General features: G+C 62.3%; 19 protein-coding genes and 1 pseudogene. 11 read left to right on the top strand and 9 right to left on the bottom strand.

Going from position 1 to position 16,199, the window contains the following annotated elements; genetic code table 11:
* The first annotated feature begins 27 nt into the window (after positions 1–27).
* The 3 genes from AC1DMA_RS05090 (at position 28) to AC1DMA_RS05080 (ending at position 1,951) form a co-directional block, all read left to right on the top strand.
* Positions 28–750 carry a Crp/Fnr family transcriptional regulator gene (locus AC1DMA_RS05090; RefSeq protein ID WP_478124030.1) on the top strand — a complete coding sequence of 241 codons (723 nt, stop codon included), beginning with the start codon at positions 28–30 and terminating at the stop codon, positions 748–750.
* Between the two features lie 61 nt (positions 751–811).
* A complete protein-coding gene (gene azu, locus AC1DMA_RS05085; protein WP_478143961.1) occupies positions 812–1,258 on the top strand; it encodes an azurin in 447 nt (148 codons plus the stop codon).
* Positions 1,259–1,345: 87 nt separating this feature from the next.
* Positions 1,346–1,951, top strand: coding sequence for a hemerythrin domain-containing protein (locus AC1DMA_RS05080; RefSeq protein ID WP_478124029.1), 606 nt, complete (start codon positions 1,346–1,348; stop codon positions 1,949–1,951).
* Here the strand turns inward: AC1DMA_RS05080 and AC1DMA_RS05075 are convergent.
* From AC1DMA_RS05075 to AC1DMA_RS05065, 3 genes are read right to left on the bottom strand one after another with little or no spacing between them, the layout of a single operon-like run.
* A complete protein-coding gene (locus AC1DMA_RS05075; protein WP_478124028.1) occupies positions 1,926–2,780 on the bottom strand; it encodes an ABC transporter permease in 855 nt (284 codons plus the stop codon). The genes AC1DMA_RS05080 and AC1DMA_RS05075 overlap by 26 nt on opposite strands.
* A 39-nt stretch (positions 2,781–2,819) precedes the next feature.
* On the bottom strand, positions 2,820–3,617 hold the full coding sequence (locus AC1DMA_RS05070; protein ID WP_478143469.1) for an ABC transporter ATP-binding protein: 798 nt from the start codon (positions 3,615–3,617) through the stop codon (positions 2,820–2,822).
* Positions 3,614–4,624, bottom strand: coding sequence for an ABC transporter substrate-binding protein (locus tag AC1DMA_RS05065; protein WP_478124026.1), 1,011 nt, complete (start codon positions 4,622–4,624; stop codon positions 3,614–3,616). The genes AC1DMA_RS05070 and AC1DMA_RS05065 overlap by 4 nt, the downstream gene beginning before the upstream one ends.
* Before the next feature lie 181 nt (positions 4,625–4,805).
* Here AC1DMA_RS05065 and AC1DMA_RS05060 point away from each other — a divergent pair, with 181 nt between their 5' ends.
* Together AC1DMA_RS05060 and AC1DMA_RS05055 are read left to right on the top strand one after the other, a co-directional pair.
* The gene (locus AC1DMA_RS05060; protein ID WP_478124025.1) at positions 4,806–5,480 is read left to right on the top strand and encodes a response regulator; all 675 of its coding nucleotides are present in this window, start codon (positions 4,806–4,808) and stop codon (positions 5,478–5,480) included.
* Between the two features lies 1 nt (position 5,481).
* On the top strand, positions 5,482–6,909 hold the full coding sequence (locus AC1DMA_RS05055; protein ID WP_478143468.1) for a sensor histidine kinase: 1,428 nt from the start codon (positions 5,482–5,484) through the stop codon (positions 6,907–6,909).
* A gap of 14 nt (positions 6,910–6,923) precedes the next feature.
* Here the strand turns inward: AC1DMA_RS05055 and AC1DMA_RS05050 are convergent, their stop codons facing one another.
* Both AC1DMA_RS05050 and AC1DMA_RS05045 read right to left on the bottom strand, forming a co-directional pair.
* The gene (locus tag AC1DMA_RS05050; RefSeq protein ID WP_478143467.1) at positions 6,924–8,099 is read right to left on the bottom strand and encodes an FAD-dependent monooxygenase; all 1,176 of its coding nucleotides are present in this window, start codon (positions 8,097–8,099) and stop codon (positions 6,924–6,926) included.
* Positions 8,100–8,140: 41 nt separating this feature from the next.
* Positions 8,141–9,097, bottom strand: a complete 957-nt coding sequence (locus tag AC1DMA_RS05045; RefSeq protein WP_478143466.1) for a Bug family tripartite tricarboxylate transporter substrate binding protein — start codon at positions 9,095–9,097, stop codon at positions 8,141–8,143.
* A gap of 178 nt (positions 9,098–9,275) precedes the next feature.
* Here AC1DMA_RS05045 and AC1DMA_RS05040 point away from each other — a divergent pair, with 178 nt between their 5' ends.
* Positions 9,276–10,082: an IclR family transcriptional regulator domain-containing protein gene (locus tag AC1DMA_RS05040; protein ID WP_478143465.1), complete on the top strand. Its 807-nt coding sequence runs from the start codon at positions 9,276–9,278 to the stop codon at positions 10,080–10,082.
* A gap of 62 nt (positions 10,083–10,144) precedes the next feature.
* Here the strand turns inward: AC1DMA_RS05040 and AC1DMA_RS05035 are convergent, their stop codons facing one another.
* Entirely contained in the window at positions 10,145–10,351 is a 207-nt protein-coding gene (locus AC1DMA_RS05035; protein WP_478124020.1) for a hypothetical protein, read from the bottom strand.
* Between the two features lie 13 nt (positions 10,352–10,364).
* Positions 10,365–10,859, bottom strand: a complete 495-nt coding sequence (locus AC1DMA_RS05030; protein WP_478124019.1) for a BON domain-containing protein — start codon at positions 10,857–10,859, stop codon at positions 10,365–10,367.
* Between the two features lie 287 nt (positions 10,860–11,146).
* Between AC1DMA_RS05030 and AC1DMA_RS05025 the strand changes: the two genes are divergently transcribed.
* The gene (locus AC1DMA_RS05025; protein WP_478143464.1) at positions 11,147–11,656 is read left to right on the top strand and encodes a dienelactone hydrolase family protein; all 510 of its coding nucleotides are present in this window, start codon (positions 11,147–11,149) and stop codon (positions 11,654–11,656) included.
* Positions 11,657–11,886: 230 nt separating this feature from the next.
* Here the strand turns inward: AC1DMA_RS05025 and AC1DMA_RS05020 are convergent.
* A pseudogene (locus tag AC1DMA_RS05020) lies at positions 11,887–12,849 on the bottom strand (autotransporter domain-containing protein); the annotation flags it as partial.
* Between the two features lie 41 nt (positions 12,850–12,890).
* Between AC1DMA_RS05020 and AC1DMA_RS05015 the strand changes: the two are divergent.
* From AC1DMA_RS05015 to AC1DMA_RS05000, 4 genes are all read left to right on the top strand, one after another.
* Positions 12,891–13,676 (top strand): hypothetical protein, encoded by a 786-nt coding sequence (locus AC1DMA_RS05015; RefSeq protein ID WP_478143981.1) that lies wholly within the window; start codon positions 12,891–12,893, stop codon positions 13,674–13,676.
* Positions 13,677–14,270: 594 nt separating this feature from the next.
* Complete coding sequence (locus AC1DMA_RS05010) at positions 14,271–14,768, top strand: N-acetyltransferase family protein (protein ID WP_478143463.1); 498 nt, start codon at positions 14,271–14,273, stop codon at positions 14,766–14,768.
* Positions 14,769–15,026: 258 nt separating this feature from the next.
* Positions 15,027–15,350, top strand: coding sequence for a hypothetical protein (locus AC1DMA_RS05005; RefSeq protein ID WP_478143462.1), 324 nt, complete (start codon positions 15,027–15,029; stop codon positions 15,348–15,350).
* A 102-nt stretch (positions 15,351–15,452) separates the two neighbouring features.
* On the top strand, positions 15,453–15,689 hold the full coding sequence (locus tag AC1DMA_RS05000; protein ID WP_478124015.1) for a hypothetical protein: 237 nt from the start codon (positions 15,453–15,455) through the stop codon (positions 15,687–15,689).
* 86 nt (positions 15,690–15,775) lie between these two features.
* Here the strand turns inward: AC1DMA_RS05000 and AC1DMA_RS04995 are convergent, their stop codons facing one another.
* Positions 15,776–16,183 (bottom strand): VOC family protein, encoded by a 408-nt coding sequence (locus AC1DMA_RS04995; RefSeq protein WP_478124014.1) that lies wholly within the window; start codon positions 16,181–16,183, stop codon positions 15,776–15,778.
* Positions 16,184–16,199 lie beyond the last annotated feature (16 nt).

Below are 16,199 nucleotides of genomic sequence, written 5' to 3'. Positions count from 1 at the left end.
CTCATCCAACAGACAACGGAGTGCGCGATGAGCGAAACGACAATCAGCCTTTCCCAAGGTGCCCAGTCGGCAGTGAGCCGAATCGCCGACATGCTCCAGCTGATCCAGGACAACGTGCACTTCCAAAGGCGAGTGGTTCGTTCCGGCGAAATCGTATGCGGAGTCGGCCAATCATTCGGGTGTCTCTACATCGTGAATTCGGGCATGTTCAAGTCGGTCAATCTGTCCGGCGAAGGGCGGGAGCAGGTCGTCGGACTTCATTTCAAGGGCGATTGGCTGGGCTTCGATGGCATCGCGACGTCGCACTATCGCTGTGACGCCGTGGCCATGGACACCGGCGAAGTCTGGGCAGTGCGCTATGACGCGCTGCTCAAGGCGGCCGTGCAAACACCCGCACTGCTCACCCTGCTGCACGAAGCCATGAGCCGGGAACTCGCCCGCGACCACGATTCACTGCTGTCGCTGTGCACTCTGCCGGCCGATGCGCGTGTTGCCGGCTTCCTTCGCTACTGGGCAGAGGCTCTCGCGCAGCGGGGTCTTCGGACGGACCAGATCACCCTGCGGATGACGCGTGCCGAAATCGGCAACTACCTTGGCATGACCCTGGAGAGCGTGAGCCGGGCGCTGTCGCGGATGGCGCGGGGCGATGTGATTCGCTTCACCGAGCGGGGTCGCCGCGACATCCAGATCCCCAAGGTGGAGGCGCTGACCGCCTTCATGCAGCGTTCCGCCATTCCGTTGGCAATGTAGAAAGAAAAGGACCTTGAACGTGATTTCCATTGACATGAACAACATGAACAACATGAAGAAGATGAGGAACATCTGCGCCGCGGCGGTTTTCCTGGCCTTGACCGGCGGAGCCTCGGCGGCCGCTTGCGACGTGGAGATCGAAGGCAACGACGCAATGCAGTTCAACAAGAGCAGCATCGAGGTGCCCCAAAGCTGCAAGCAGTTCACCGTCAAGCTCAAGCACGCAGGCAAGCTGCCAAAAGCGGCAATGGGGCACAACTGGGTGCTGACCACGGCCGCAGATGCGCAGGGCGTGGCAACCGACGGCATCGGCGCCGGCCTGGACAAGAACTACGTCAAGCCGGGCGACGCACGCGTGATTGCGCACACGGCAGTGGTCGGTGGTGGAGAGTCTGGTTCCGTCACCTTCGATACCAGCAAGCTCAAGCCTGACCAGGCCTACGCGTTCTTCTGTTCATTTCCGGGGCACTCGGCAATGATGAAGGGCACGCTCAAGCTCACCAAATGATCGCTCTGCAAAGCGTCGCCGTTTGATCTACGGCAAGGTCGAAACGTCCGCGCAATGTCAACCTTCCGACACCTAGTGGAGAACCGCATGACGCACACGACGACTCGAATCATCCGTGACGAACACTCGGCCTTGTCGGCCATGCTTCGTTCCATCCTGCTGCTGTTGGCGGACCATCGGCGGCAGGGCACGCTTCCTGATTTTGCTGCCCTCCGCGCGATGCTCTTCTATGTTGACGAGTTTCCCGAGAAGCGGCACCACCGCAAGGAATCGGAATTGCTGTTTCCCAAGTTGCGCGCGCGAACGCCGATCTCGCGCGAACTGCTCGATCGGCTGGATGACGACCATGCACGCGGAGAACGGAAGATCCGCGAAGTGGAACACGCGCTCCTCTCGTTCGAAATGCTCGGCGAGCCACGCCGGAAGGCCTTTGAACAGGCGGTCGAGCGCTATGTCGACTTCTATCTTGGCCACATGGCCCTGGAGGAGCGGGAGATTCTTCCGCTGGCGGAAAAAGTGCTGACGCGCGAGGACTGGGCCGACCTCGACGAGGCGTTCAGCGCCAACAGGGATGCCTTGGCGGGTTGCGAACCGGAGCCCGATTACGCCGCGCTTTTCACCCGCATCGTCAACGCAGTGCCCGCACCCATCGGCCTGGGTTACCCGTTCAGAAGGCCGCAGGCCGCCATTTGAGAAGGCGCTTCTCCAGCGAAGTCAGCAGGAAATCGGCAGCCAGCGCGACCACGGCGAGCACGATCATGGCGGCGAACACGCCACTCGCGTTGAAAGCGCCCTGCGCCGTCGAGATCAACAGGCCGATGCCTTCCTTGGCGCCGAGGAATTCGCCGACCACCGCGCCGACCAGTGCAAAGCCGAAGCTCACGTGCAGGCTTGCGAGGATCCAGGACATGGCAGAGGGGATGACAACGGACATCGTCACCTGCCGCGGTGACGCGCCGAGGATTTGCGCATTGGCGATCATGTACTTGTCTGCTTCACGCACACCCTGGAAGGCATTGCCGAAGACCACGAAGAACACCATCACCACGGCGAGCGCCACCTTGGACGCCATCCCGAGGCCGAGTGCGATGACGAAAATCGAACCCAGCACCACGCGCGGTATCGAGTTGGCGATCTGGATGTAGAGGCTGAAGACATCCGACAGCAGCTTGTTGCGGCCCAGCAGAATGCCGCATATGACGCCGGCGATCGACCCGATGAGGAATCCGATGACCGTTTCCTCGAGCGTCACGGCAACCTGCATCCACAGCGAACCTTGCGCGGTGCCTTCCCGCATCCACTCGACGAGCTGGTCCCAGATCATCGAAGGCATCGAGTAGAAAAACGGGTCGATCCACTTGTGGCGCGCGGCAACCTCCCAGCCGCCGAGCACCACCAGCAGCACCAGCACACGCAGCGAAATGATCATGGAGCGTCGACGGCGAATGCGCGCTTGTGCACGTTCGGACTCGCGGGCCAGTGCCTCGTCGCTGAGGACGGCGGGCAGGACTAGTTCAGTCATTGTTGAAAACACTCCGGAAAACAGACTTGGGCAAAAGACTCAGGCAAGGACGACTTCCTGGCGCAGGTCGTCCCAGATGTGCTTTGAAAGCTCGATGAATTGCGGCTCGTAGCGCACCTGCGACATGATGCGAGGGCGCGGCAGGTCGATGTCGTAGACGCGCTTGAGCGTGCCGGGGCGCGCCGACAGCACGAACACCCGATCGGCCAGCGCGATGGCCTCTTCGAGGTCATGCGTAACGAAGACGACAGAGCCGCCCGTGCCAGACCAGAGCCTGAGCAGTTCGTCCTGCATCAACGTGCGGGTCTGCATGTCGAGTGCGGAGAAGGGCTCGTCCATGAGCAGGATCTCGGGACTGTTGATGAAGGTCTGCGCCAGCGCGACGCGCTTGCGCATGCCGCCCGATAGCTGGTGCGGGTAGTGCCCGCCGAATTTGCCCAGCCCGACGCGGTGGATCCATTCCGCCGCCATCTCGTGCGCTTCCTTCTTCGGCTTGCCCCGGAACAGCGGTCCCGCAGCGACGTTCTCGGTCACGTTGCGCCATGGGAAAACCGCATCCGCCTGGAAGACGAAGCCGATGCGCGGATCGATCCCCTGAACCGGCTGGCCCATCACCCGCACTTCGCCCACCGTGGGGCGAAGCAGGCCGGTGACCATGTTCAGCGTCGTCGACTTGCCGCAGCCCGTCGGTCCGACGATGGCGACGAACTCGCCGCGCGCCACGGACATGCTGAAGTTGCGCAGCGCAACCGTGGCGTTCCCGTCCGCCGAGATGAAGCGCAGCGAAACGTCGCGGAACTGGATGGCAGGCGTCTGCGTCTCGGTCGTGCTCGTCACTTGGCGCTCGCTGCGAGATAGGTGTTGGTGTAGGTCTTCGACAAGTCGATGTTCTTGCTCTTGATGAGCGGCTTATACGTGGACAGCACCTTCAGCACCGTCTCCGGTCCGCCAGCAGGCATCTTCGCGTCGGCGGTGAACATCGGAAGGGACGCATTCAATGCCTGGACGTACAGGGCCTTGTCGCTGCCGTAGTAGTCGCGCGGCACCTTCTCGGCGATTTCCTCGGCGCTGTGCGTGTGGATGTATTCCATGGTGCGCGCGAAGGCGTGGGCCAGCTTGGCCGCCTGGTCCTTGTGCGACTCGGCCCATGCGTTCTGCACGTAGAAGCTCGCAGCCGGATAGAGGCCGCCGAGCGCTGCCGCCGTGTCCTTCTCGGTGCGTAAGTCGACCAGCACCTTGGCGTCGCCCGTCTTGAGCATCTCCGAGACGGTCGGCTCGGTCGTCATGCCGGCCTGGATGCGGTCCTGCTTCATGGCCGCCACGAAAGTGTTGCCGGCACCGACAGGCAGCAGCGAGTATTCCTTGGTCGCGACACCCTGGCGATCGGCGAGATAGCGCGTGAGGAATTCAGTCGACGAGCCCAGGCCGGTCACGCCAAGCGTCTTGCCCTTGGCATCGGCCATGCTCTTGAACGTGGGCGCCGCCTTGGTCGACACCAGCTCGACTTCACCGGGCACCTTGCAGAACACGGCGATCGCCTGGATTTCCTTGCCCTTGCTCTGCAGGTCGATCGTGTGATCGTAGAAGCCCACCACGCCTTGCACCGCGCCTGCGATCAACTGGTTCTCGGCGTCGACGCCCGCAGGCTGCGACTGCAGCTCCACCGTCAGGCCCTCGTCCTTGAAGTAGCCCAGCGCCTCGGTGAGCTTGGCCGGCAGGTAGATGATCTTGTTGATGCCGCCGACCATGATGGTGATCGGCTCGGCAGCCTGGGCAAAGGGCGCCGCTGCCGCGAAGGCGGTACACAGGGCGGTGGCGAGCAGGTTGCGATGGAAAGCACGCATTGGAATGTCTCCTGAGGGCTGAAAGGAATGACGCGCGACAAGACGTCGCAGGTACGGGCAAAGTCTAGGGATGCGCATCTTTCAGCCGGCTTTCGGTACAGGCGGCGATTGCTGCTGGTAAACCCTCGGACAACCCTCGGACGTGCGGCCTGCCGGAAGGTTTTCTAGAATCCCACTCCCCATGAAACTCCTGCTTGTCGAAGACAGCCCGCAGCTCGCCCTGTGGCTGGCCAACCTCTTGCGCGAACAGGACTTCGTCATCGACCACGTCGAAGACGGCGATGCCGCCGACCGCCTGCTGCAGCAGGCACGCTATGACGTCGTCCTGCTCGACCTCAACATTCCCGGGCTCACGGGCAAAGGTGTGCTGCGGCGATTGCGCGCGCGGCGCGACGACGTGCCGGTATTGGTCCTGACCGCGAGCGCGTCGCTGGACCAGAAGGTGATGTGCCTGGAGATCGGCGCGGACGACTACCTCGTCAAGCCTGTCGAGGTGCGCGAACTGGTCGCGCGCATCAAGGCGCTGGTGCGGCGGCAAATGCCGGGCAAGGCCAATGACATCCTTTGCGGCGACCTGCACTATGACCTGCGCACGCGCCAGTTCACGCTCGCGGGCGCCGAGCTGGCGCTGCCGCCCCGCGAGCGCACGCTGCTCGAGACGCTGATGCTCAGGATGGGCAGCACGGTCTCCAAGCAAACGCTGGTCGACGCCATTTTCGGCCTGGAGGACGAACCCAGCGCCGATGCCATCGACCTCTACGTGCATCGTCTGCGGCGCAAACTGGAGAAGGCGCAGGCCACCATCATCACCTTGCGCGGCGTCGGCTATCTGCTGCGCACGCGCGATGAAGGCTGAGTTGCTTTCCAGCCTGCGCGTGCGACTGGCGGCCTGGCTGCTGCTGCCGCTGTCGGTGTTCGTCGGCGTGTGCGGCTATCTCAGTTGGCGCAACGCGGCGGCTGTGGCCGACTACGTGCAGGACCATGACCTTCTGGCCTCCGCCAAGGTACTGTCCGAACGGCTGATCTGGGAAGGCGACAACGTGCAAGCCAGCGTGCCGCCTTCGGCCCTGAGCCTCTTTGCCTCGCCCGACCGCGACCAGGTCTTTCTCAGCGTGACCGACGCCGCCGGTACGGTGCTGGCCGGGACGCCGGGATTCCCGCTACCGCCCAAGCGCAAACTGGAAGGCGTGGACCGCGCCCAGTGGTATGACGCCGAACTCGACGGGCTTCGCCTGCGCGCCGTCGTCACGCAGCGCGCCATGTTCGAAGTGGGCGGCGGTGCCGAAGTCACCATTGCGGTGGGCAAGACCACGCGCAGCCGCGACCACATGCTGCGTGCGCTCTGGTTGCCGACGGTTGGCTATCTGCTGATCGCCCTGTTGCTCGCGATCGTGCTGACGACATTCGCGCTGACGTGGGAGCTCCGCCCCGTCCTGCGGCTGAGCCGGCAACTCGCGCAGCACGACCCGATGCGCCTTGATTTCGCGATCGAGCCGCGCTCATTGCACACCGAGCTGCGGCCAGTCGCCGACACGATCAACGGTTTCGTGCGCCAGTTGCGCGCGCACTCCGAAGCGCAGCGGCGCTTCATTGCCGATGCGGCGCACCAGTTGCGCACGCCGCTTGCCTTGCAGGCATCGCAGATTGAATACGCGCGCTATACGCGGCAGCATCGCCAGCAATGGGACACGCGCCGCGCCGACATGGACACCATGTGGGGCGCCATGCAGGACAGCAACCGGCGGCTGGTCGAAGTCACCAACAAGCTGCTGCTGCTCGCGCAAGCCGAACACCACGATGCGTCCGCCGGCCTTGAACGGGTCGATCTCGCTGCAGTGGCCTTGCACAGCATCGAGGAGCTGGCCGCGCTCGCCGATCGGCGCCACATCGACCTGGGTTTGGAGCTGCCGGAGACGGGCCACACCGGCTGGGTTGTGGCGCAGCCGGCATTGCTAGGCGCGCTGGTGAGCAATCTTGTGGACAACGCCCTGCGCTACACGCACGAAGAAGGCCGGGTGACGGTGAAGGTGCAGCGCATCGGAGATCGCGTCGAGCTCTCGGTTGACGACAACGGCCCCGGCATCCCGGCTGAAGCGATGGAGCGCGTGTTCGAGCGCTTCTATCGCGCGTCGCACGACACGGAAGGCACCGGCCTCGGCCTTGCCATCGTGAGAGAGATTGCGCGCGCATTCGGGGCGACGGTTTCCCTGGCGTCCAACGCAAATGCAGGCGCGAACGGCCGGACCGGTCTGCGCGCGTCGGTGATGTTTAGCGCTGCCGACTGAAGCGGCTCGGCGGTTCAGCCCCGAAAATCCGCCGCTTCTTTCTCTATGTCGTAGTCGTAGAGTGATTTGCGAAATTGCGCGGAGTTTGCAATTTCTCTGTCACGCTGCGCCAGATCTTCGTACTTCGAGTCATACCGCAAGCCATTTTTCCTGGCCTCGGCCTGGACGAGTGACGTCCGCGGGCGCCGGAGTGCTTCATATTTTTGCAGCGCCTCCCTGATATCACCGCTCTTGCTGCATTTTTGCAAAAGCACGGCAAGTGCGGTCCCGTCTTCAATGGCCTGATTGGCGCCTTGGCCCAGATGCGGAAGCATCGGATGTGCGGCATCACCGAGCAGTACCAGCCGGCCATTGATCCATTCCCTGAGCGGCTTGCGGTCATAAAGCCCCCACCAGAAGCAGCTTTCCACTTTGCCCAGAAGCTCGGTAACACGAGAGTCCCAGCCACCGAAAGAAGCTGCCAGTTCGTCCCTGTCGCCGATTGCAGACCAGGACTCCACCGTCTCGGTGTTCGTGGGCACGAAGCCCACATAGTTCAGCAACTCGCCGCGCCGGACCGGGAACACCATGAAGTGCTTGCCGTCGCCCATCCAGACCTGGTGCGCTTGGGGCCTCCATTGCGGAAGCTTGTCGGCGGAAATCAACCCTCGATAGGCGCGAACACCGGAGTATTCGGGTGCCGATGGCTCCACGACGTATTTCTGCAGGACGGAATTGATTCCATCTGCGGCGATCACGACATCGGCCTTGGCCACATTCCCGTTCCCGAATGTCAGGCTGGCGCCGTTTTCGTCTTGGCTGAACCCGACGCAGCGGTGGCCGGTGTGGATCGAGGAGGACGGCAGGGCGTCCGCCAGCGCGTTCAAGAGATCGGCGCGATGCATGCCGTACATCCCGTTCCACCCGCTGGAGTCGGCGGTCAGGATCTTGCCGACGGTCGAACCGTCCATGCGGTAGTACTCCGAGCCAGTACCGACTTTTGCGCCCACTCTGGCCAGCGGCTCGCCCAAGCCGATTCGCTCAAGCTGTCTCAGGCTGTTGGGATAGATAAAGACGCCTGCGCCGACCTCGCCAAGCGCGCCGGCCTGCTCGTACACCGCTACGCTGAGACCGCGATGCAGCAAGGCATTCGCGGCGGCCAGGCCTCCGATGCCACCTCCCACGATTGCCACATGAATATTCTGAGCCATGAAAACTTTCCTAGATCTTTAACTGGATTTTTGAATCAAGGTTATCTTTTTTGGGCAGCTCCGAGTAATTTCTTCACGGAGCTATATTCGCCGGAAATTTCTTCTGACATTTTCTCCGCAGAGGCCCATTCCTGCAGGATTCCCATCGGCTGAAGTCGCGCCGTAATTTCAGGATTGCGAACCACTTTTTCCAGCGCCGGTAGCATGGTGTCCACCACGTTTTTCGGTACGCCTGCGGGCATGAAGAAACCAAACCAGACGCCTTGGATCTCCTGCTTGTATCCCAGCTGCCCGAGCGTCGGTATATCTGCAAACTCTGGGAATTTCGATGAGATAGCCAGACCGCGCAATGAACCGCTGCGCATGTGCGCGCTCACGGCACCCAGCGCAAGAACGATGGCGTCGATGTGGCCGCCCAGCAGGTCATTGATGGCCGGGGCAGCTCCCTTGTAAGACACCGAAATCATTTGAGCGCCGGTCGCTGCGCTCATCAACTGGACGCTGATGTCGCCCACGGACCCGGGCCCCGCATTGCCGATGCGAACGGCGTCGGGATTTTTGCGCGCGTATTCGGCCATCTCCTTGAAGGTATGGAATGGAGCGTCTTTGCGCACGACAAGTACAGACGGGCTCCGCGTCGCCATGCCAAGGGGAATCAGGTCTTTCAGCGGGTCGTAGTTTGCGCTGTCAGGATCGGTCACGCGCCGAATCGTCAATGGACTGTTTTGCGCGTACAACATCGTGTAGCCGTTCTTTGGCGCGTTAATCACGGATTGTGTGCCCAATGATCCGCCCGCCCCGGGGCGATTCACGACCACGACTGCTGAACCCAGCAATTTCGATAACTCCTGCCCCATCAAACGCGCGGCCGTGTCAGCGGCGTCGCCTGAGGCTAGAGGGGTCACCAGGTTGATCGGCATTCGTGGATAGTCATTCGCAAGTGAAACAAGCGGGGTGGCCAAAAGACCCGCAAGGGCCAGAATTTCTCGTCTCTTCATCATGTTTTCTTCAAGTGAGCTAATAAACCCTATCGGAGGCGGCGTTAATTCGCCAACCTTCCAGAGGCCGCCGACAAATCAAAAATCGAAACCGCGAATTCTGAAGACGATCAATTGCCGAGGCAACACGATACTTCGCATTGCGCAATAAAAGGCCTTCCCCCCGCCAGAAAGGGCTGTGCGGCGGACGATCCATAATGCGGAAATGTCAGATGAGCACCGATTGCACTCTCGAGACTTCGTTGCTTCCCTCGACAAGGGACTGAAGGTCTTGCTGTGCTTTGAACGCAAGCACTCCAAGCTGACCCTCGCGGAAGTTGCCCGCCTGACAGGCTATTCCCCCGCGACGGCGCGCAGGTTTCTCATGACCCTCGAAGCGCTTGACTACCTGCATAGCGACGGCAAGCGTTTTTGGGTGGCGCCCCGTACGCTGCTGCTTGCAAGGCCATACCTGGTGTCACGGCCTGCGCCGCAACTGGCCCAACCCATACTGGATACCCTCGCCGAGCGCACGCGACAGTCGGCTTCGCTTGGAATACTGCTCGACAACGAAGTGCTGATCATCGCCAGGTCCACCGGAAGGCGCACTCTTTCCACCGGCTTGGCGATCGGCTCCCGTCTACCGATCTACTGCTCTTCGCTTGGGCGAGCGTTGTTGTCCACGCTCCCGCGGGAGGATGTCATGGGCTATCTCGCCAAAGCATCTTTCGAGCCGTGGACCCCGCGAACCGTCCAGGACATCGAATCGGCGGCAGACTGCGTGGCGCGCTGCCGCTCCACAGGCTGGGCGGAATGCGACGAAGAGCTGGAAATGGGCGTCCGCTCGATCGCCGTGCCCATTCAAAACGGGTCAGGCAAGGCGCTCGCGGCCGTCAGCCTGTCGGTGCGGGCCGAGCGGATGACGATGCAGGCGTTTCAGGAGGCTCATCTTGCCGCGATCCAGGAGGCAAGAAGACATCTCGGCGCGGCCATAGCGTTCGATTGAAGAAGCCCGACCACGGCACACCACTGGTGAGTGCGTCTCCTCGACACGACATCCGACAGCATCTATTTCCACGCGGGCTCGTTCTTGCGCTCATAGTCCTCGAACGCCTTTCCGAGACCCAGAAGCACTTCGGCCGAAGTCTCGAACATCGCTTTCAGTTGCGGCTCGCTCACTTTGACGATATCCGCTCGCAGGTGAGTTGTCAGCTCGTCGAGCCGCTGCCGCATGTTCTGGACGTGGTGCCGCGGGTTTGAGTTCTCGCTCTGCATGGTTTCTCCTTTGTCAGTGCTGCGCGTGCGCAACGGGTTCGGCCGCGCCTTGCAGTTCGGAGATCCCCTGTGCCGTATCGTGGCACGTGAGTTCGTTCCTCACGGTCTTTATCCCTCGCATCTGCTTGATCTCGTAGAGCAGGTCGTCAAGTTCCCCGGTGAGGATATGACCTCGCAGCCGAATGTTGCCCTGATCGACTTCAATCTGAATCGACCTTGGATGGCTCACAAGTCGCCCCAGCCGCGCGCGGATGCGTTCGTGAAGCTGGGAGTCTGTCTTTGGTTCATCGCCTCCAGCACGGTCGAAACGACGAGTGGCGACGATGCCTTTCAGATGGTCCGCTACCAGTTTTCCGGTGGATTCGGCCATATCGACCACGTCGTTTTCGGCCGCAACAAACTTGTCGTGCACCAGCGCCCGGCGCCGCCGGCCGCTGTCTTTGTCGAGGAAGTACATGGCAACGGTGCCGACAGCCACACCGGTTGCAAAAGAAGCGAGATCGCGCATGTTGGTGCTCCCGAATGATGGTTGCAATGACCAGCTGACTAGCTGGTTGAGTGGTCGAAATTGACTTTGCGCTGATCGCGATACCGGTCTGTCGGACATCGACCCCGGAATGGACGCAGTTGCGTCACCTACGCCGATGTGAGCATCGCCCTACAACACTGCGATGAGGAGAAAAATAAGACGGCACTCATGCGATCCGTCGAGCACGTCGAGCAATCCGTCGAGCAGCAAGCAGCCGCTTCAGCCCGCGCAACCGCCGGGTCGCCCGCGCGCTCAACGCGGCCGGGTTGGCAACGGTGCTCGCCGACCTGCTGACGCCCGACGAGGAAAGAGTCGATGAGCGCACACGTCAGTTGCGCTTCGACATCGGATTGCTCGCGCTGCGGCTTGCCGGCCTTACCGACTGGCTGCGAACTTCGGGGCCGACGCATCTCGACATCGGCTATTTCGGTGCGAGCACGGGTGCCGGTGCCGCGCTGGTGGCCGCCGCCCAGCGGCCTGAAGCGGTGCGCGCCCTTGTTTCCCGCGGCGGCCGGCCGGACTTGGCCGGGCCGGCGCTGGAGCGCGTGACCGCGCCGACGCTGCTCATCGTCGGCGGCAACGACAAGGTCGTGATCGACCTGAACCGGCAGGCATTCGCATCGCTGCGCAGCGAGAAGCACATGGAGATCGTGCCCGGCGCCACGCACCTGTTTGAAGAGCCCGGCGCGCTCGAGACCGTTTCCTCACTGGCTCGCGACTGGTTCCTGCGCCATTTCGAAGCTTGCAGGCGCAGTGCCAACCAAGCTCATCCCTGATCGCTTTGACGGCCGGAGGAACGAACCTGCGTCAGATTCTTGTGCGCTGGCGCCAAAGTCGGACTTCGTTGATCACGATGTAGGAGAGCGCAACCTCCGGTACGTCTGCTTCTGGTTCTGTACGCGCCAATGCCCCTCGCGGCGCAGTTGGAGGTAAGTGGGGAAAACGTTCGTGCGCCTAAGGTGCACGGACATTCGCGCACAGTGACGCGATGCCGAGCAGACCGGCATCACCAGCTCACTCGCACGCCCAACGAACCTTGCAACGATGACTTCACCTGCGCATTGCCCCCGCTGCTGAACAATCGCCCCACCTCGCCGTACACCATCGTGATAGGCGTCAGCACCAACGTAAAACCACCCGCGACTTCTGTGGAGGTGTAGCCGCTTGCGCTCGAACTCTGGATGGCGCTGACGGGACCGACGAACATCACCATGTCGGTGCCCGCATTCGCCCGGTACACGTTGGCGCGTGCATAAGGCTGCAGGCGGCCGGCCGCAGTAGGGATGTCGCCCTTGATGCGTACGCCGATGCGACCGATCCAGCCTGCGTCAGAGTCTTGCTGGACGCTCGCGCCGACGATTCGCACTTCGTCGAACCGACTGCTGAGATAAATCAGCTGTGCCTGGGGCTCGATGCTCCATGCTTCTGTCATGGCAAAGGACTTGCCCGCTTCGAGGGATGCCGAGTAGCTCCGCGCCTTGCCTGACGCCGACAAGCTGGCATCGGGCCGCACGCTGTAGCGGTGGCTACCCGCTTGCAACACTGTATCGGCATACCAGCCGTTCGCACCCGTCCAGGTCGCATAGCCTCCGAGGAAGTTCGACCGCAGATCGTCGCTGCCGACTCTGTCGAAGGCGCCACCCGCCTTGCCGCTCACTTCGGCGCTGCCGTCGAGCGAGCCGACGTAGGCCCCGACACGCCAGTTGTCCACGGTCAGGAAGTCGCTGCCGGCTTGCAAGCCGCTCGACTGGCCCTGACTGCTTGGCGAAGCGTTGCCGTTCCGGCGGATGTCCAGATCGCTGTAAATGGCACGAGCCCAGGCGCCACGCGCGGGACCGCTATCGCCGACGCGGCGATGCAAGTTGCCCACCATCGTGAGATCACTCTGGCGCACCTGCGCGGGAAGGGCAGCAAACAGAAGCGTCTCCTGCTGAGATGCAGGTGTCGGCGGGGCAGTCGCTGCCACGTTCGCCTGCGACTTTGGAGTCGCTTCCTCGGCGGCGGCTGCGGGTGCTGCGTTCTTGGTCGGTTCTTCTGCGGCGGCCGCGGCTGTTGCCGCTGCCGCCGGTGCTGCTGCTTTCGTTGCGGGTGCGGATGCAGGCGCAGGTGCAGGTGCAGGTGCAGGTGCCGGTGCCGGTGCTGGTGCTGGTGCTGGTGCTGGTGCTGGTGCCGGTGCAGGTGCAGGTGCCGGTGCCGGTGCCGGTGCAGGTGCAGGTGCAGGTACAGGTGCAGGTGCAGGTGCAGGTGCAGGTGCAGGTGCAGGTGCCGGTGCCGGTGCCGGTGCCGGTGCCGGTGCGGGTGCGGGTGCGGGTGCTGGTGCAGGTACAGGTGCCGGTGCCGGTGCCGGTGCCGGTGCGGGTGCGGGTGCGGGTGCGGGTGCGGGTGCTGGTGCTGGTGCTGGTGCGGGTGCGGGTGCGGGTGCAGGTGCAGGTGCAGGTGCGGGTGCAGGTGCGGGTGCAGGTGCAGGTGCGGGTGCAGGCGCAGGTGCAGGTGCAGGTGCAGGTGCAGGTGCAGGTGCAGGTGCGGGTGCGGGTGCGGGTGCAGGTGCTGGTGCTGGTGCTGGTGCAGGTGCAGGTGCTGGTGCAGGTGAGCTGCAATGTTCTGCGTTGCCTACGTCCTTGTCGTTGCCACAGTTCGCGGCTGAGGCGACTCCTGCAAAGGCGAGGACTGCCAGGGCAATGGATGCCTGAAGACCTTTCGCGCAAGCACGGCCGGGCGGGTTGCACGCGGAATTCGGTTTGGATGCGCCCGTTGCTGCCGGCCTCGCGACGGCGGTCGTCGATTCAGACGCTCTGAAAATGCGGTTCATGATTTCTTTTCCAGGGTTCGCTGAAGGCATGCAGCAGCGGGGTTTGAATACTTTTGACGTTAAGACGTAGGTACTCAATTTCAGAGGAAGAAATTCACGCAATAAGCCGCGCCAAGGGTTCCTGGTTGAGAAATGAATTCTTTAGTAACGAAATTCACATCTTGAATCTGGAGCTCATGTCGGGGCATGGCTTGCTCAAGCCCGAACTGAAGGTCCCTCAAGGCTTTGCTTCAGACACCGCACACGCGCTGTCTGCTGCTCAGGCTCGAGGAGGAGGAGGCAGGCGGCCTGGTCGCCATCCGAGCCAAAGCCGAGCGCGAACCCGTGAGCGCGCGATATGCGCGCCAGCTGCTCCAGGCGAGCATGGGCGGGCCGCAATTGCTTTGGAGTCAGCGCACTCGAACAGCAGAGGGGCTGCGACGTGCCGGCGCAGCTTCAATGCGAAAAAACTGTGCTGGACGTCGGGTCGGCTTTGTGCCGCGCAAGCATGAGCCTCGAGTCACTCGTGTGGGCCCATACCGGGCCCATACCCACGAGCCCGGTCACAATCGCCCGGAGTCGACCATGCGCAGCGCCAACAGATGAAACTGTCCATTGAATCGGTTGCGAAGGAGCACTTCGAGGGGTTGCGACGCGCCCTCGACACGGTGGCACGGGAAAAGCGATTTCTCGCCTTCACAGAGGCGCCGCCGGAGCAAGATTGTTGGGCCTTCTATTCGTCCATCATTGCGAATGGATGGTGCCAGATGGTCGCCCTTCTGGACGACGTCGTGGTTGGATGGTGCGACGTGTTGCCGACTCACGGTCAAGCGAGATCACACATTGGCACGCTCGGCATCGGGCTCATCCCGTCGGCACGACATCTCGGAATTGGCGAGAAGTTGATGAAGTCGGCCATCGAGGCTGCGTGGGCGACGGGTTTGACGCGCATCGAGCTTACGGTTCGCATCGACAACGAGAACGCCAAGGCTTTATACGAACGCCTCGGCTTCAGTATCGAAGGCCTCCAGCGACGCTCGTTCCGAGTCGACGGCGAGTACGCCGACAGTTACGCAATGGCACTGCTGCGGCAAACCTAGCGAGCGCACGCACTGGACCCACAGGGAAGACTGGGTGAAGCTGAGAGGTATCCATGCGAGAAGCAGCAACACCAGCGCAGCCGCGCTGACGCTGCGGGGATCGACTGATCCTGCTGTGGGGCCTCACAATCCCCGCCAGGGTGCTTTCGCGAGCGGCGTAGCATTGCCGCTTGGGCACGCTCACTGGACGACGCCCTATTCGATGCCGTACTGTGATATTTGAAAGCTCGTGGCCAAGCGAGCAGATTGTGGGGATGAATGCGAACTTTCCTTTCTTCAATGGCCGGCGCGTTTGCCATCTTGACGCTGGCGGCATGCCACCATCCGACGCCGAGTCCCTCAATAGGCGTCGGCAATCCATATCCAGTCAGCAGCTACGTCTGCGACGGGACACGCTTGGCCGTGCGCTTGATGGGAGAACGCGCCTCGGTTTCCGTTGATGGGGCGGCAGCCGTTGATCTTCCGGCGATCGGGCAGTCGGGCAGCACGTTTTCCAACGGACGCCAAACGCTGATCATCGACCAGGGCCGCACGTCATGGGCCATGGGGCGCGCCATGCCGGTTGCGTGCACCGGCGGCTGACGCGGGACATCACGTCAGGGGACCTTCGTGAAGCGCATGTCGGTCAGGAGCGGACACACACGGTTCCGCATCGACTGAAGTAATAGCCTGGAAATACTCTAAATGATGGATTGGGTCCCTATAGTCTTCGTTACGTTCAAGGTTCTCGTGTTCGGCACGGGCATGTTCTTCGCCATCAAGTGGCACTATGAGCGAGCGAAGAAGGGGAATGAGAAGCAGAGTGCGGTGCTACGCGCGGGCGGCAAGCTCGCCGCAGTCTTCGTGCTATCGCTCCTGGGCCTCTCGCTCCTCACCTTCGGCCTTAGCAGGATGCTCGGTTTGGACTTGACCTTCCCGTGATGGCAAAGAGTAGTCGGCCGATATCCAGTTATGCGGCAGCGTTCCCGATGCGGCTATTCGATAGCGTCGGCACACGGGTCAGCACGTCACTGCTCCGGCACCGCGCTCATGTCCATGTAGGCCAGCTCCCAGATATGGCCGTCCGGGTCTTCGAAGCCGTGCCCGTACATGAAGCCGTGGTCTTGCGGCGTGCGGTGGGCCTTGCCGCCTGCCTTGACCGCCTTGGCGACCAATGCATCGACCTCGGCGCGGCTCGCGCACGACAGGCAAATCAATGCCTCGGCGGTGGTCGCTGAGTCGGCGATCGCCTTGTCGGTGAAGGTCTTGAAGAAATCCTTCACGAGCAGCATTCCGTAGATGTTTTCGCCGAGGACCAGGCAAGCGCCTTTGTCGTTGCTGAACTGCGGGTTGAACGACAAGCCGAGGCTTTCGAAAAAGGCCCGTGAACGGGGCAGGTCGGCGACCGCGAGGTTGACGAAGATTTCCTTGTGCATGAAGACTCCAGTAGTC

Source organism: Variovorax sp. 05N34 (assembly GCF_056397405.1).
This window is presented reverse-complemented; position numbering and strand designations above follow the sequence as displayed.